Annotated in this window: 17 protein-coding genes; 1 reads left to right on the top strand and 16 read right to left on the bottom strand. The window is 42.7% G+C overall.

Annotated features, from left to right (window positions below):
- Nucleotides 1–16: 16 nt before the first annotated feature.
- The 11 genes from MPH60_RS05005 to rpsU form a co-directional block, all read right to left on the bottom strand.
- The gene (locus MPH60_RS05005; protein WP_089361538.1) at nucleotides 17–394 is read right to left on the bottom strand and encodes a diacylglycerol kinase family protein; all 378 of its coding nucleotides are present in this window, start codon (nucleotides 392–394) and stop codon (nucleotides 17–19) included.
- The gene (ybeY, locus tag MPH60_RS05000; RefSeq protein ID WP_241589831.1) at nucleotides 372–848 is read right to left on the bottom strand and encodes an rRNA maturation RNase YbeY; all 477 of its coding nucleotides are present in this window, start codon (nucleotides 846–848) and stop codon (nucleotides 372–374) included. The genes MPH60_RS05005 and ybeY overlap by 23 nt, the downstream gene beginning before the upstream one ends.
- The gene (locus tag MPH60_RS04995; protein WP_241589832.1) at nucleotides 845–3,007 is read right to left on the bottom strand and encodes an HD family phosphohydrolase; all 2,163 of its coding nucleotides are present in this window, start codon (nucleotides 3,005–3,007) and stop codon (nucleotides 845–847) included. Before MPH60_RS04995 ends, ybeY begins: the two co-directional genes overlap by 4 nt.
- A 178-nt stretch (nucleotides 3,008–3,185) precedes the next feature.
- The gene (locus MPH60_RS04990; protein ID WP_241589833.1) at nucleotides 3,186–4,148 is read right to left on the bottom strand and encodes a PhoH family protein; all 963 of its coding nucleotides are present in this window, start codon (nucleotides 4,146–4,148) and stop codon (nucleotides 3,186–3,188) included.
- A 3-nt stretch (nucleotides 4,149–4,151) separates the two neighbouring features.
- A complete protein-coding gene (gene yqfD, locus MPH60_RS04985; RefSeq protein ID WP_241589834.1) occupies nucleotides 4,152–5,339 on the bottom strand; it encodes a sporulation protein YqfD in 1,188 nt (395 codons plus the stop codon).
- A 15-nt stretch (nucleotides 5,340–5,354) separates the two neighbouring features.
- Nucleotides 5,355–5,639 carry a sporulation protein YqfC gene (gene yqfC / locus MPH60_RS04980; RefSeq protein WP_034308511.1) on the bottom strand — a complete coding sequence of 95 codons (285 nt, stop codon included), beginning with the start codon at nucleotides 5,637–5,639 and terminating at the stop codon, nucleotides 5,355–5,357.
- Nucleotides 5,640–5,770: 131 nt separating this feature from the next.
- Complete coding sequence (locus tag MPH60_RS04975; RefSeq protein ID WP_241589835.1) at nucleotides 5,771–6,265, bottom strand: hypothetical protein; 495 nt, start codon at nucleotides 6,263–6,265, stop codon at nucleotides 5,771–5,773.
- Nucleotides 6,266–6,287: 22 nt separating this feature from the next.
- Nucleotides 6,288–7,277, bottom strand: coding sequence for a flotillin-like protein FloA (gene floA / locus MPH60_RS04970; RefSeq protein WP_405390709.1), 990 nt, complete (start codon nucleotides 7,275–7,277; stop codon nucleotides 6,288–6,290).
- A gap of 50 nt (nucleotides 7,278–7,327) precedes the next feature.
- Entirely contained in the window at nucleotides 7,328–8,653 is a 1,326-nt protein-coding gene (locus MPH60_RS04965) for an NfeD family protein (RefSeq protein WP_241589836.1), read from the bottom strand.
- Between the two features lie 297 nt (nucleotides 8,654–8,950).
- Nucleotides 8,951–9,394: a GatB/YqeY domain-containing protein gene (locus MPH60_RS04960; RefSeq protein WP_241589837.1), complete on the bottom strand. Its 444-nt coding sequence runs from the start codon at nucleotides 9,392–9,394 to the stop codon at nucleotides 8,951–8,953.
- 14 nt (nucleotides 9,395–9,408) lie between these two features.
- Nucleotides 9,409–9,582 carry a 30S ribosomal protein S21 gene (gene rpsU, locus MPH60_RS04955; RefSeq protein WP_028391853.1) on the bottom strand — a complete coding sequence of 58 codons (174 nt, stop codon included), beginning with the start codon at nucleotides 9,580–9,582 and terminating at the stop codon, nucleotides 9,409–9,411.
- 235 nt (nucleotides 9,583–9,817) lie between these two features.
- On the opposite strand from rpsU, the gene MPH60_RS04950 reads away from it, so the two are divergent.
- Nucleotides 9,818–10,750, top strand: coding sequence for a Na/Pi symporter (locus MPH60_RS04950; RefSeq protein ID WP_241589838.1), 933 nt, complete (start codon nucleotides 9,818–9,820; stop codon nucleotides 10,748–10,750).
- 632 nt (nucleotides 10,751–11,382) lie between these two features.
- Here MPH60_RS04950 and deoC read toward each other — a convergent pair.
- The 5 genes from deoC to dnaJ form a co-directional block, all read right to left on the bottom strand.
- On the bottom strand, nucleotides 11,383–12,054 hold the full coding sequence (gene deoC, locus MPH60_RS04945) for a deoxyribose-phosphate aldolase (RefSeq protein WP_241589839.1): 672 nt from the start codon (nucleotides 12,052–12,054) through the stop codon (nucleotides 11,383–11,385).
- 163 nt (nucleotides 12,055–12,217) lie between these two features.
- Nucleotides 12,218–13,555 (bottom strand): tRNA (N(6)-L-threonylcarbamoyladenosine(37)-C(2))-methylthiotransferase MtaB, encoded by a 1,338-nt coding sequence (gene mtaB / locus MPH60_RS04940; RefSeq protein WP_241589840.1) that lies wholly within the window; start codon nucleotides 13,553–13,555, stop codon nucleotides 12,218–12,220.
- Nucleotides 13,556–13,561: 6 nt separating this feature from the next.
- Nucleotides 13,562–14,314: a 16S rRNA (uracil(1498)-N(3))-methyltransferase gene (locus tag MPH60_RS04935; RefSeq protein ID WP_241589841.1), complete on the bottom strand. Its 753-nt coding sequence runs from the start codon at nucleotides 14,312–14,314 to the stop codon at nucleotides 13,562–13,564.
- 138 nt (nucleotides 14,315–14,452) lie between these two features.
- Nucleotides 14,453–15,394, bottom strand: a complete 942-nt coding sequence (gene prmA / locus MPH60_RS04930; RefSeq protein WP_241589842.1) for a 50S ribosomal protein L11 methyltransferase — start codon at nucleotides 15,392–15,394, stop codon at nucleotides 14,453–14,455.
- Nucleotides 15,395–15,430: 36 nt separating this feature from the next.
- Nucleotides 15,431–16,546, bottom strand: coding sequence for a molecular chaperone DnaJ (dnaJ, locus tag MPH60_RS04925; protein WP_241589843.1), 1,116 nt, complete (start codon nucleotides 16,544–16,546; stop codon nucleotides 15,431–15,433).
- Nucleotides 16,547–16,779 lie beyond the last annotated feature (233 nt).

Below are 16,779 nucleotides of genomic sequence, written 5' to 3'. Positions count from 1 at the left end.
GTACCATTTCGGCAATCTACAGGCCAAACTTAGGCAAAAAGATAATCAATCCAACTATTATAGAAAATATAGCATATATGAATACAGCTCCGGCTGCAATATCTTTTGCCTGCTTGGCAAGCGGATGAATTTGATCCGTTACCAGGTCCACTACTCTTTCAATAGCTGAATTAACGAGCTCCAACGTAATCGTACCGGCTATGGCCGCCAAAATGAAAAGCCACTCCATCCCATTCAATGAGAAGTACCAACCAAAGAATACGACAATTGCCGTTAACGCGAAGTGAATCTTGATATTGCGTTCAGTCCGAACAGCCTCCAAAATTCCCTGACAGGCAAAAGAGAAACTTTTTAATAAAGGATACCTTTTTTTACCCTTCTCTTGAAAGTCCATATTCTTCCAAGATCTCCTTTTGTTTTGTGAACATCACTTTTTCATCTTCTTCATTCATGTGGTCAAATCCTAATAAATGAAGAAAACCATGCAGTGCCAAAAATCCAAGTTCCCGGTCAAATGAATGACCATATTCTTCAGCCTGTTCTTTCGTGCGCTCAATGGAAATGATGATATCTCCTAACATGCGGGGCATTTCGGCCCCGACAATTTCCACTTCATCTTCTCCCATTTCTTCAAGTGCAAATGAAATGACATCTGTAGCTGAATCTTTATTGCGATATTCTTTATTGATTTCCCGAATCCTATCATTGTCTACAAATGTGACTGACAGCTCGGTGTCTTTTTCAATGTTTTCTTTTCTTGCCGCAAATTGCAGAATGCTTTCAACAAGGTGCTGAGCTTCCTCCGTTACTTCATTCGTTTCATCCATAAAATCGATAGCTAAAATCATTCTTTCACCTTCTGTCCTAATTTATCCGACTCCGGATATTCAATCCTGGAGTGGAAGATACCATTAAGCGATTCACATAAGGAATGCTTCACGATACTCAATTCTCTCATAGTAATGTCACATTCATCAAATTGACCATCCGAAATCCTGTCCTGAATGATGAAACTTACCAGTTCTTCAATCTTCTCGGGAGTTGGGTGCTTCATCGATCTCACTGCAGCTTCCACACTATCGGCTATGCCGATGACGGCTACTTCCTTCATTACCGCCCTCGGCCCGGGATATCGGTAGTCCGCCTCGAGTGTGGACTCATCTTGTTTTTTTGCCTTATGGTAGAAAAATTTCAATAAAGTGGTCCCATGATGCTGCTCTGCAATATCCACGATCTCTTTCGGGAATTTGTGACTGCGAAGCATCTCCCCGCCGTCTACGGCATGGGCAATGATGATATCCCGGCTCGTTTCCGGCTGCAGCCGATCATGCGGGTTCTCTTCATTCATCTGATTTTCGATGAAGAAATGCGGCCGCTTCGTTTTACCGATATCATGATAATAACTGCCGACCCTTGCCAGCAATCCATTCGACCCAATGGCTTCACAAGCCGATTCCGCCAAATTGGCCACCATCACGCTATGATGATATGTGCCCGGAGCCTCTATCAAGATCCTTCGAAGTAATGGATGATTGGGATTCGCTAGCTCGATGAGCTTAATCGATGATAAGATCCCGAAACCAGCCTCGAAAAACGGTAACAGCCCCATTGTCAAAACAGCTGAACCCACTCCAGAACCCATCGCAGCAGCAGCATAATACAAGTACTCCATTCTAGTATAATGGCTGTCCATAATAAAGATGAGCGAAAAAACAAATGCCATATTGATTAAAGCCAATAGCAGCCCCGCTACCAGTACCTTTGATTTGAAATTTGGCCTGGATAGAATGATGATTGCCGTCAATCCCCCGAAAATGATATAAAGCCCCATCGAGAAATCCAGATTTCCAGGTGTATCGCCATTAAATATAATCGTACCATACGAACCTAACAATATGATCATTGCCACCGCTAACTTATCATTCAATAATATCTTGATGAGCATCGCCGCCATGGCACCTGGAAAAATGTATTCCAGGTTCGAGTTTTTCAGGTCTGCCAGAATGCTGACCGTTTTCATGGTAGCCATCGAAAGGATAAAGACAAGACTGAAGATCATTAACTGATTGTACTTGTTATCCTTTTTGGAAACGGAATAGTAGAAATAGTAATAAAAAGCGGCAAAAGTCAGGAATATGAATAACAGCAGGCCGATATACGGGTAAATGGTAGACTCCGTATTTAAGAAACCTGCCAGTTCAAGCTGCCTATATACATCCCTGTCCACTAATTGATTTTCTTCAACGATGATTTGACCTTGAAGGATCCTGATTGGCTCCACGCTTTCAACCGCTTTCCTTCGCTGTTCTTCGGTTTTGTCCTTATCGAAAAATACATTCTGAATGATTGCCGTACGTGCAAGGGAAGTGGAGGCTTTTTTCATATCGCCGCTAATGCTCATATAACCCAATTCCTCTACAACTTTCTTCTTGGCATTTTCGACGTCACTTGCAGCGATTCGGGAGCTCATCACATTATTCACGGCTGTAATGGTTGAATCCTTCGCTATTTTCAACTCATCTTCATCCGCCTGCACTAATGCCAGGAAAACAGATTCCTCGATATTTTTATTCACTTCATCGGTCAATTTTTCTTTTAAAATGGAAACTTTTTGAGCATCCGTCTTTACGGGCTCTTTTTCGTCATCTTCTTTATGATCTTCATCGGGGTCCGTTTCCTTATTCACCTCTATTGCTGAATCGAAAATGGATGAAATCAGATCGACTTTATTTTTGGCATATTCTTTTTTTAAAGAATAAACATCCGCCACCTGTTTTGAAATCTCTTCTTTTTCCTGTTCCGTCTTATAGGTATCTTCCACAGTCTTTGTTGAACGTATGGTTTGTTCCGCAGGCTTAAAAAGCTCTACCTGGACCCTTTCCGGCTTGACATTGGAGAACATTAACCCATACGCAAACAAACCAAGTATGATGAACAAAAGCACTTGAAAAAAGCGATGGACCAACAGCCCTTTTATTTGAGTGAAAAATTTCTGGATACGATTCAAGGAAGGTCCTCCTAAAAAAATGATGTTTATTATTCTATATATGTAAAATCATAACAGTTTTTATGTGGATTTTCACCTTCGTATTGATAAATGAAGCTTCATATCCACTTTTTCCCCATAAAGTTTGTCATTTAGACACATCACGAAAAATCCGCCGATTGAAATGGCGGATTTTTTCTTATGACTTCGCCTGCTCGTAAGCAGTAATGATTTTGGCGACAAGCGGATGTCTTACTACATCACTTTGTTCAAAATAAACAAAGGAAAGGCCTTTAACATTCTTCAAGATCTCTTCTACCCGGACCAGACCCGACTTCATACCTTTCGGAAGATCAATCTGGGTCCGATCACCCGTAATGACCATTTTCGATCCGAAACCAAGCCGGGTCAAGAACATCTTCATTTGCGCTTCCGTCGTATTCTGGGCTTCATCCAATATGACAAAGGCATCTTCAAGCGTACGGCCCCTCATATAAGCCAGTGGAGCTATTTCGATCGTTCCGCGCTCTATCATCCTTAGCGTCTGTTCCATCCCTAGAAGGTCATGGAGAGCGTCATACAGCGGCCGTAGGTATGGATCTACCTTCTCCTTCAGATCACCAGGCAGAAAACCAAGGCTTTCCCCTGCTTCAACGGCAGGCCGTGTCAGGATGATCCGTTTAACATGTCCATTTTTCAATGCATTGATGGCCATCACTACAGCAAGGTAGGTCTTCCCGGTTCCGGCAGGCCCAATTCCAAATACAAGATCCTGTTTCTTTATAGCCTGGATATAGTATCTTTGCCCGATTGTTTTGACTTTAATGGATTTCCCCTTAGCCGTTTTAGCGATTTCTTCATCATATAATTCACCGAAATACTCCAATGTGCCTTTTCTTGCCAATTCAATTGCATAAAGCACATCTCTGGAACTGATTGCAATTCCTTTTCTGACCACTGTCAATAATGCCTTGAGGATTTCCTCCCCCATCGTTACCCGCTCGATATCCCCGGCAACACTCACCGCTTCACCCCGGGTAATGACGGAAATGCCTAGCTCCTCTTCGAGCACTTTTACATTTGCATCTCCATTGCCCAATAAAGCGATCGCTTCATTAGGTGATTCTATTTCCAGCTTAATTACTTTCACATCATCTGCCATTCGTTAGTCTCCTTGAATGATTGGTTGTCCAATCGCTATATCTTCAATAACTTGGTAATGTATAGATAATTTAACTTTACCATTCTCCATGCTTTCGTGCAAAATTTTTTCTTCGACGATTTCATCTTCCTCGTCTAAATGCTTTTTCAATTCAGCTTTAGCCATTTTCCTGCCTTCCTTCACCGCTTCTTTCTCCGTATAACTTCGTACAATATCTTCCTTGCTCCTTAAAGTCACTTGTTTATAGGAAATGGGCAATTCCCATTGAAGAAAGTGAAACGGCCTCATTGTCGTTTCTTTTTCCTGTTTTTCATATCCCGGATCCTTGAAACCCCATACCGGAAGGGAAAAGCCCCCCATTTTTAAAAAGTGCCTGCTCGTTTCATCTCCGTTAAAAACAGAAAACTTGGTTTTTAACGGAACTTCCACTTTTGCTTTATACCACGTTTTCCCTTTTATTACTCCCTGTGCGGATACAATTTCCTGTTTATCCTCTTTTCCAATCAATCCTGAAACAAGAAGCTGTCCCTTTCCTACATAATCATTCACATTAACAATAGATTGTCCTTTTTCAACGAACATATCAGTGATGATCGCTTTTTTAGAAGCTACCAAATTCTGTGGAGATGTTTTCTCGACCTCTTTAGGCTGACGTTTTTCTACAACCCGAAAATGGTATGTCGTTCCCTTTAGCTCTACCCCTACCCATGTCAATGCACCAATCCGGTCCGACAGCTTACGCTGAATCGTATCCACATCATCAACAAAGAATTGCACTTTACCGATCTTCACGCCCATCTTGTCCAATTCTTTCCGGATGGCATGCTCGGTTGCCGGTTTGGCATCTTGAACCTCGATGCCCCATACCATATTGGAAAGTACGAATATGCAAAGCAGGAAAGCGATCATCCCCGCTAAAAATCCGCTGTTTTTCATAACTCTCTTCAATAGGAAAGGGAAACCCTTTCCCTGCATGAACTTTACTTTACAATCACTCTTACGCATGACCTGACGGAGTTTTGGGATATCCCTGATATCCATATGGAAAATCAGGGATTCACTTCCGACACGCTTCACATCCCAAATATGAAGCCCCCTTCTCGTCAGCATATTGATCAGCCGTTCTGCACCTTTGCCATAAGCCTTCACCTTTACATAGCCTGTATAATAGTTTGTCCATTGGTTTTTCATGGAGACCTCCCGGGATCATTCATTGATAAAATAAACCTTATCAATTTTGCCTTCGAGCATGATTTCTTCCGGCAAAATCGTCTTTATGACAAAGGCATTTCCCTTTATCAGCAACTGCCCATTTTTCAGCATCAATCGCACTTCGCTGTCTGTAAAAGCCAATAAGCCACGATGGTTTTCAATATAAATATGTAATTGTCCAATCATTGTAATTCGCGGCAGGTCCATCATGACATCTTGCGGAAGGTCCATTGTTTTGGTCATAAGCTGTTTCACTTTTTTTCCCCAATTGCGTGCCATAAAAAAGAACCCCCTTTCATCTCAATGTATGAAATGAAAGAGGGTTCTAGCACAAAATTATAAGGGAATGAAAGTCTATTTTTTCATGCTCATTTAATGACGGGCTTAAAAAAGCCCCGGGCTCTGAATAATCACCTTCTGGACCTCTGAAGACTTCTCTTTGCCCTTGGCGGTCCCAGCACTTCTGACATGATGATGCCATCAATCAGCTGTTTTTTACCAAAAGACGGCCCTTGGCGATAGACCGGACTTTTATTATCAGAAATCGTTGATGTAAGTTGATCCGCCTTCGCTTTTTGATATAAACGCTCCTGGTCGTACTTCTGCTGAAGCCTTCTAAGCTCCGCAATTCTTTTGTTCGCATCGTTCGTCGTCTCATCGATCACTTCAACAGCCTGAGCTGCCTGCTGTTCGACTTTCCTTACAGGAGCAGGGGCTGGCCTTTGCTGCGGATTTCCTTGCTGCATTTCACCTTGAAGCTCCCGCATGACCTCCTGCCATTTCTTTTTCGGAGGCGTGTTAGGATCTTGATTCTGCTTTTTCTTTCCTAACATGGACGTTAAAATACCGATCAAGACAATGATAAGGAATGGGTTCTGGAGAAAGAAATCAATAAAATCTCCCATTTAAAGACCTTCCTTCCCTGACCTAATTATTATTATGGTTATTGTTGTTATCTTTTGGATTGTCTGAAATTTTACTGATGGAACCGCGCATATCCGTATCGGCCGTGATGTTTTGGATATTCATATAATCCATCACTCCAAGGTTTCCGCTTTTCAGTGCGTCGGCCATGGCCAATGGAACTTCCGCTTCGGATTGAACAACCTTCGCTCTCATTTCCTGAACACGGGCAACCATTTCCTGTTCAAGTGCAACAGCCATGGCACGGCGTTCTTCGGCCTTTGCCTGGGCTATTTTCTTATCGGCTTCGGCTTGGTCCGTCTGTAATATGGCCCCGATATTTTTTCCGATATCCACTTCAGCGATATCAATGGAAAGGATTTCGAATGCCGTTCCTGAATCCAACCCTTTCGATAAAACCGTTCGTGAAATCAAATCGGGGTTCTCAAGTACATCCGTATGCATTTTTGAAGCACCGATCGTCGATACGATCCCTTCACCTACACGGGCGATGATCGTCTCTTCACCGGCACCACCGACAAGGCGTTCAATATTGGCCCGGACCGTTATCCTTGCCTTCGCTTTCACTTCAATACCATTCATCGCCACACCAGAGATGAACGGAGTTTCGATCACTTTCGGGTTAACGCTCATTTGAACGGCTTCCAGTACATCACGGCCTGCAAGATCAATGGCTGCACCCCGTTCGAAAGGCAGCACGATATTGGCACGTTCTGCAGCAATTAATGCATTCACCACTCGATCGACATTACCGCCTGCAAGGTAATGGCTCTCCAATTGATTCGTTGAAACATTGATTCCAGCTTTATGGGCCTTGATAAGCGGGTTGACGACCCTGCTTGGTATAACACGGCGAAGCCTCATCCCAACTAATGTAAATATACTGATTTTGACTCCTGCCGCTAAAGCGGAAATCCATAGCATTACTGGTACGAATGTGAAAAATACTGCCAATACGATGATGGCAGCAATCACTGCCAGTACAATAAATATCGTTCCTGAAGTTATCACTTAATGATTCATCCTTCCTGTATCTTTTAATTTTAATTTGAATCCGGAATTTCCCGGACGACTACCCTTGATCCTTCAACTTTAACGATGACGATTGACGAACCTTTGGAAATAAAGCTTCCTTCAGTCACGACATCCACTCTTTCGTCTTTGACCAAGGCTGTTCCTGAAGGCCTCAAATCTGTAAGGGCCTTCCCTTCAACACCTAATAAATCCAAACGATTCGGATTGCTGACATACCCTTGTTCCGTTTTTGTTGCATCGGTTAATATCATTTTCCTGAAAAATTTCATCTGTTTTCCAAACACCTTTACAAGTAGGATGAATACCAAAATGGATACGGTGACCGCAATTAGCAAGGATATCGTCATATGGACCGGATCTCCTGTCGCGAGGAAAAGACTCCCCACTATCGCTGTAAATCCGAGCAGCCCGATAATCCCCCCTGGGATAAAAAATTCAATGAGTACGAGAATGACCCCAATGATGAACATCGCTAACGATTCGTATCCGGTGATACCAGCGACAAGATGACCATAGAAGAATAAGACAAGACTGGTGATTCCAATGACCCCCGGAATTCCAAAACCGGGTGAAAACAATTCCATCACAATCCCGATTCCCGCTATCGTTAATAAAATGGGAACGACGATCGGGTTGGTCAAAAAGCGGGCAAGTTTCTCAGGAAAGCTTTCTTCGATTGACCGAATATCAGCATCCTCAACTCCAAGTATACTATACAGCTCCGCTTTCCCAGAGACGGTGCCTTCACTATATCCAGCCTTTTTTGCCTGTTCGGCTGTAAATGTCAGCAACTTCCCTTTTTCCGCTCCATATTCGGGTAGATCGATGTCAACATCCGCCATCGCCTGGGCGTATATAGGATCACGTCCATTTTGTTCTGCAGCAGTCTTCATGGCAGCTAACCAATAAGATTGCGCTTTCTTACCTGCAGCGTTCCCCGTTGAATCAATCACAGCTGCAGATCCCATGGTGGCACTCGGAACCATATAGATCTCATCTGCACTAAGAGAAATGTATGCCCCTGCAGATAAAGCCCTGTTATTGACGTAGGCAACTGTCTTGATTGGTGAATCCGACAGTAACTTTGCAATTTCCCCTGCTGCATCCACAGCACCTCCAGGGGTATTCACCTCGAAAACGACAAGATCTGCATCAGCTGCTTCAGCAGTGGTAAGCGCGCGTTCCAGAAAGGCCGAGAGTCCCTTTTCCACCGTTTCTTCTATCGGTACATGGTAAACGATTTCCTGGTTTGCAGATACCGTCGATCCCCCAAAAGAAGACATGGTGAACAGCAATCCAAATAAGAATACAGATAAATAACGCCAAATTTTCAACGGAACGCCCCCTTTCCCGTATTAAACGCGGTAAGTGCCTCCAATTCTCAGGAGGAAAACCCACCAGTAAATTCAGCACTCAACTAAATTCGAATAAGGAGCAAATGAGCACCCCTTTACTCTGTTCTTTAGTTATTACGTATGTATATGAAAAAGGTTTCAAAAAAAGCAAATAAAATTAAAAGTGCCCCTATTATCATGGGCTTCTTTTCAAGAATATACGCATAAAATTCATGAAACACACAAAAACCACAGGCAATTTGCCTGCGGTTAGGTTTCGAGTTTTAAGTTTAGAGTTTAAGATAGATGTTGTTGTACTAATTTGTTTACTAGAGAACCATCCGCTTTACCTTTAACTTTAGGCATTAAAGCTCCCATAACTCGCCCCATATCTGCTTTGGATGTTGCATTGACTTCTTCAATCGTTTGTTTAACGATAGTAGAAATGTCTTCTTCTGAAAGTTGCTCAGGCATATAAGCCTCTACGTATACTAGTTCGGTGCGGACTTTATCCACGAGATCTGAACGACCTGCGTTTTCAAACTCCTGGAGGGAGTCTTTGCGTTGTTTTAATTCGCGAGAGAGCACTGTCAATTCTTCATCATCTGTTAAATCTTGCCTCTGCTTCAAGGCTTCGTTTTGAATGGAAGCCTTCAGCATCCGAATAACAGATAGTTTGTCCTTTTCCTTGTTCTTCATCGCTTGTTTCATATCATTATTTAAACGCTCGAGAAGACTCATCTTTCCACCCTCTCTTAGAATTTACGTTTTCTTGCAGCTTCAGACTTTTTCTTACGTTTTACGCTTGGTTTTTCATAAAATTCACGCTTCCTAGCTTCCTGAAGCGATCCTGCTTTAGATACAGTACGTTTGAAACGACGAAGAGCATCTTCAAGCGATTCGTTTTTACGAACGACGGTTTTAGACATCTCTTTCCCTCCCTCCGAAAACAACACACTAACTCAAGTTGTCAACATGTTATACATGTACTAAACAATTATAATATATCATCTTTAACAGGTCAACTAATAAAATTAAACTTATTTTGAATATTATCATGTTCTTATCATAATTTTTCACTAAACAATCATTCAACTTGCATGAAATCCAATTTATAGCATGTCTCCTGTTAATGGGCCATAAGCTTATTAAGAGGTGACAGTCATGCATGAGCTATTTTTATTCTTATTATTCATTGCGATATTTTTGGCGGGTATGTCAGTATTACGAATCGGACTGTTCAATATGTCCGGTGCAGCATTAAAAAATTTTCTCTCGAAGGTTACGGATAAGCCATGGAAAGGTTTCATGGCCGGAACCATCTTTACGGGGATCCTGCAGAGCAGCTCGGCGGTCATGGTCATGACGGTCGGCCTTGTTTCCGCAGGAAGCTTAACGTTCCCGCAAACAATCGGGATTATTCTTGGAACGAATATCGGGTCCACCTTTACAGCAGAGTTCATGACCTTTTCCTTGGATCGTTGGATCATCCCCGGTGTCGTAAGCGGCGCTTTCCTTTGCTTCATGCCTAAAGCATTACCGAGAAGCATAGGGATGTCCCTGATTGGAATCTCGGCCATCTTCGCGGCGATGAGTGGTTTTAAAATGCTTTCGACACCGATTGCAGCCTATTCTTCGATACAAACGCTCATCCATTACATAGAGGGCCATATGAGTTATGCCCTATTAGCCGGGATATTATTGACCGCACTCATTCACTCCAGTTCGGCAACCATCGGGATAGCCATGAGCTTTTTGATGAACGGGGAGTTATCCGTCTCCTCCGCAATCATCATCATGCTCGGATCGAATATTGGCACTTGCATCACCGGATACATGGCCAGCATCGGTTCTGGCAGACAAGCTGCCTTCACAGCTTATGCACATATTTGGCTAAACGTCATCGGGGTTGCCGCATTCCTGCCTTTTGTGGACATTCTGGAAAGCGCTGCTGCCTTTTTCACCGAAAACAAGGGGGCACAGCTCGCCCATGCCAGTGTCATTTTCAATATCTTGACTTCTTTGGCCGTCTTGCCATGCGCACGGCAATTCTCCAACCTCATTCTTTTGGTGCATCGGCAACACTTAAAGAAATAAGGGCTGTCCTAAAAGTCAATGGCTACTGACTATGGGACAGCCTTATATAAGATAGACTCAAACGCATAGATATTAAGGGTGGTAAACGATTTTAGCTAATCTTTTTATAATTAGTCTTATGGTTTAATAAGCTCAAACAACTTAATATAACAGCAGCTATTATCAAAACGAACAAACCTTCATTAGAAAAGGATGTTAGATAAAAAAACGTTACTGCCAATATAAATGAAACGGTTATTAAAGTGTTAAATACCCAAAATTTCACCATAGTTTTCACCACTCATCGTAGGTAGTTTTTGTTGATAAAAGAAAATTAAAAGCTCGTTTCTTCATATTCCTTTCCCTACTTTATGAATTTAATATATTCACGTTTACTTCCTCATGCCCCTTAATATCATTGAATACACAATAAGCTTTTTTTCGTATGTATGGGGTCCAAAAATGAAATATACAAATTCAAAAATGATACGGGTCCTCTTTTTTCATGGAATCATTTCACATTGGCAGGTGAGTTTCCATTTAGATTACAATCCAATTTTATTTATAAAATCAATAAAAAACAGGCGGAGAAAAATAATTCATTTTTCTCCGCCTGTTTTATTTCAGGGACTTATTATACGGTCCTTACAAAATCAATAATCTGAATCAGCCGTTAAGCCCTTTACGATTGAGACACCTGCACTCGCACCAATTCTTGTTGCACCGGCTTCAATCACTTTCTGGGCATCGCTTGTGTTGCGGACTCCGCCTGAAGCTTTGACACCGATATCCGGGCCAACTGTTTTTCTCATAAGCGTGATATCTTCAACAGTCGCTCCGCCGGTCGAAAAACCAGTTGATGTTTTCACATAATCCGCTCCGGCTTTTACGGCCAATTCACATGCACGGACTTTTTCTTCATCAGTCAATAAAGAAGTTTCAATGATCACTTTTGACAGAGCCTTACCAGTGGATGCCGCTACAACAGCACGAATATCCCGCTCTACCAACTCATCATCCTTGTCCTTCAATGCGCCGATATTGATCACCATATCGACTTCGTGAGCGCCATTGGAGATGGCGTCTTTCGTTTCAAAAGCTTTGGTTTCCGGTGTGGTTGCACCTAGAGGGAAGCCGATAACGGTACAAACTTTCACTTCTGAACCTTCCAAAAGTTCGCTTGCATATTTCACCCAAGTTGGGTTCACGCATACGGAAGCAAAGTTATACTCTCTTGCTTCTTCGCATAATACCTTTATTTGCTCTTTGGTTGCATCTGCTTTTAATAACGTGTGGTCAATTAAACCTGCTACATTTTGTGACATTAATAAATCCTCCTCAAAAACAATCTATACCTAGTTGTACGTACCTCTCATAATACCATAGTTTATCCACTTTGACGATATATATAGTCTTTACCCGAAAGTACCAAGATAACACATCTAAAAAGAGGATAAAAAAAAGACAGCGATTTACCGCTGTCTTAGATTAGATATTGGCTGCTTGTTGCATAGGAAAATCCTTCACGACCGTCACGAACTGACCTTCACTAAATGGATAGCCAGACTTTGTAATCTTCACTTTGACGATTTCACCGACCATTTCTTCCGAAGCCGGGAAGACGACTTTCATGTAATTATCGGAATAGCCCTCATAAAGGCCATTTTCCAACTTCGTTTCAGGAATGACTTCAAGAACTTCCCCCTCGAATCGGGAGGCATACTCTTTTGCCAGCTGATCCGACAACGTGATAAGGCGATGTACGCGTTCATTCTTGACATCTTCATCAACTTGATCTTCCATACGGGCAGCCGGAGTCCCTGTCCGTTTTGAATAAGGAAAAACATGAAGTTCGGAGAATTTATATTTTTCTATAAAGTTATATGTCTCCATGAATTCTTCTTCTGTTTCACCTGGAAAACCTACGATGACATCAGAAGTAACAGCAAGACCCGGAAGCGCAATTTTCAACTTCTCGATCCGATCCCCGAAGAAATCCATCGTATATTTACGTCTCATCCGTTTTAGAACGGTATCGGAACCCGATTGGATTGGAATATGCAAATGACGTACCACTTTTTTCGAATTCGTCAGCACTTCAATGATCTCATCTGTAATCTGGCTGGCTTCGATGGATGAAATACGGATACGCTTCAATCCATCCACTTTTTCCAAGTCACGCAGCAGCATCGCCAAATTATAGTCTTTCAAATCGTCTCCGTAGCCGCCAGTATGAATTCCGGTGAGGACTAGCTCTTTATAGCCTGCCTCGACAAGCTGTTCAGCTTGGTGAACGACTTCCTTTGGATCGCGGGAACGCATCAAGCCACGGGCCCAAGGGATGATGCAGAAAGTGCAGAAATTATTGCAACCTTCCTGAATCTTAAGTGAAGCTCGTGTACGGTCTGTAAAAGCAGGTACATCCAACTCTTCGTAGACACGGTTTTTCATGATATTTCCTACGGCATTGATTGGCTCACGCTCAACCTTGAATTGCTCGATATAATCAAGGAGTTTAACCCTGTCCTGTGTTCCTACAACAATATCCACACCTGGTATGGCCATGATTTCTGCCGGTGATGTCTGTGCGTAACATCCCGTTACCGCTATGACGGCATTCGGATTTTTACGAATGGCACGACGGATGACCTGACGGCTCTTCTTATCGCCAGTGTTTGTCACCGTGCATGTGTTGATGACATATACATCGGATGTATTTTCAAACTCAACACGATCATATCCTCCAGTTTTGAATAATTGCCATATAGCCTCTGTTTCATAATGATTCACTTTACAGCCTAATGTATGGAAAGCGACCGTTGCCATTTTTCATCACCTCAAAAGTTCTACATGATAAGAAACAGCGGAAAGTGCATATAAAGGTGCTGTTTCAGTTCTTAATATTCTTGGTCCAAGACCGCAAGCCATAAAACCGGCATCAGTCAGTTTTTCAATTTCCTTATCTGCTAAACCACCTTCAGGCCCAAAAACGAATAGGATGGATTGCCCAGCGGTGATATCTTTCAAGACAGAAGCGAGTACAGAAGTTTCCCCCCGTTTTGCCACTTCTTCAAAAGCGATTAATTTATGATCGAAACCAGTTGCATAACCAGCTAGCTGATCTGCTGTCATCGGTTCCTTGATGGCAGGGATAACCGTGCGGTGAGATTGCTCAGCCGCCTCTTTTGAAATCTTCTGGAGCCTCTCCAATTTCTTACCTACCTTTTTGTGGTCCCATTTTACCACCGAACGAGCAGCAATAAAAGGGATAAATTCAACGGCACCCAGTTCAGTACCCTTTTGAACGATATATTCCAACTTATCCCCTTTAGGCAGACCGCTCGCTATCACAACCCTTACAGGAAGTTCCTTTTCTTCATTCTTCCATTCGTTAACGGTCCCTATAACAGCATCATCAGTAATTTCCGAAATTTCCGCGACAGCTGTCATACCATTACTTTTTACCGTAATGATCCGCTCCCCTGGTCCCATTCTCATCACCCTGGCGATATGGTGAAAATCATCGCCTGATATCGTCACCGTGTTTCCGTTGATGTCTACATCGTTAAGAAAATACCGTTGCACACTGCCACCCACTTCGTCTAGTCTAAAAAACTCACAGGCTAACAGTCAGGAATCCAGAATGCAAGCCATGCAAAGATTCAAGCTAAAAAAAGGTACTCTGACTATCAAAATACCCGATAATCAGAGTAACTTTTTCAATTAATCATTTCTTTTCGCTATTATTGCCACCCAATCTTCCATCAAGATCGTTTCCTCAACCGTGAAACCAGATGCTATAATCGCATCCTTCACATCTTGTTTCTTAGTTTGAATGATTCCGGAAGCGATGAAATGTCCGCCAGGTTTAACGACTTTCGCTACATCATCCGTAAAACGCATGATCACCTCGGCGAGAATATTAGCCACGACGATATCCGCTTGTTCATTCACACCATCCAGCAAATTGCCTTGTGAAACGGACACTTTATCCTGCACGTTATTTATTTCAACGTTTTGGATGGCTGACTGTACTGCCACTTCATCCAAATCAAGGGACTGGATTCGTTTTGCGTCCAATAATGCAGCTGCAATGCTTAGAACACCAGAACCCGTTCCTACATCAACGACTAAATCCCCAGGCCGTACTGTACGCTCCAGCGCTTGGATGCACATGACCGTAGTCGGATGTGTACCCGTTCCGAAAGCCATGCCTGGATCAAGTTCAATGATCAATTCGTCACTGCTTACTGGAGTGTAGTCTTCCCATGTTGGCACGATGGTAAAACGTTCGGATATCTTGACCGGATTATAATATTTTTTCCAAGCCGTCGCCCACTCTTCCTCATGCACTTCACTAATTGAAACAACATTTTTCCCAAGGTCTATATCAAAAAGAAGGAGATTATTGATTGATTCCTTAATAGCATCAACTGTATCGTTAAGGAAGCTGTTAACGGGCAGATAAGCCTTGATGACTACACCTTCATCCGGATAATCATCTGGGTTTAAGTGGTAGATTTCGCCAAAAACATTTTCACGTTCCTTGACTAATTCTAGAGGATCCTCAATGACAACACCGCTCGCACCTGCCTCATGAAGAATATTCGAAACAGGTTCAACCGCTTCATTCGTTGTTTGGATTGCAAATTCAGACCACTTCATAATCTACCAACTCCCAATTTGTTCTTTTACTTTTATTCACCTATCTTTAAAAGCACGCTTTACTTTTGAGAAAAAGCCATCATCTTGTTCATCTACGCCTTGTCCGCTGATATCACTGAACTCACGAAGCAAGTCCTTTTGTTTTTCCGTTAACTTCTTGGGTGTGACCACTAATACGACCACATGCTGATCTCCTTGGCCATATCCTCTTACATTCGGAACACCTTTGCCTTTTAATCGGAAACGAGTGCTTGTTTGTGTACCTGCCGGAATCTTCAGCTTCACTTTTCCATGCAGCGTCGGAACTTCTATTTCATCGCCCAATGCTGCCTGGGCAAACGTAACCGGCATTTCACAATAAATATCATCGCCATCCCGCTCAAAGAATTCATGGCTGCGTACATGGAAGACTACATACAGGTCTCCTGCCGGACCTCCATTGATTCCTGGCTCTCCTTGGCCGGTTACACGCAACTGCTGGCCATCATCGATTCCTGCCGGCACCTTGACTTGGATCTTTTTACGTTTTTGGACTTTTCCGTCGCCGCCGCATGTTGAACATTTATTAGGAATGATTTTTCCTGTACCTTGACAATGGTGACATGCTCTCCGGTTCACAATCCTTCCGAACGCTGTGTTTTGTTCAACATTCAATTGACCGGTTCCCTGACAATGTGAACAGTTTTCCACTTTTGTACCAGGTTTGGCACCGGATCCTTTACAAGTATCACAATTCTCTTCACGCGGAATTTCAATCTCAGTTTCTTTACCGAATGCAGCCTCTTCAAAAGAAAGCGTCATCGTATACTGTAAATCCGCCCCTTGACGCGGTGCATTAGGATCTCTCCTGCGACCGCCGCCACCAAAGAAGCTACTGAAAATATCTTCAAAACCGCCGAAACCGCCAAAGTCCTGACCGCCAAAGCCCTGATTTGGATCTGTATGTCCGAATTGGTCATAATGGGCCTTTTTCTGTTCGTCACTCAATACTTCGTAAGCTTCCTTGATTTCCTTGAATTTATCCGCAGCATCGTCCGCTTTATTAATATCAGGGTGATATTGTTTGGAGAGCTTTCGATACGCTTTTTTGATTTCATCCTTCGAAGCACTTTTCGAAAGGCCTAACACCTCATAATAATCGCGTTTACTCATATCTAAAATCCACTCCCGATTCGATTCACATAAAGGTAATATTATCACTGAACGAAGATAATAATCAACTAGAAAAGTACAAACGGCTTTGACACATTTTTGTAATTGGTACGACCAGCCCCGATTTGCACATCTTTTTCTCTAAAATCCCTTGATTCCCCACCAGCGATTGCAACACTTCCTGACAATGATTCCATCCATTGTAAAAAAAGCCAAAGTCAAGATAACCTGAC

Source organism: Peribacillus sp. Aquil_B1 (genome assembly GCF_022603275.1).
GTDB lineage: Bacteria > Bacillota > Bacilli > Bacillales > DSM-1321 > Peribacillus.
Note: the sequence above shows the minus strand (reverse complement) of the source record. Positions and strands in the feature narration are given on the sequence as shown.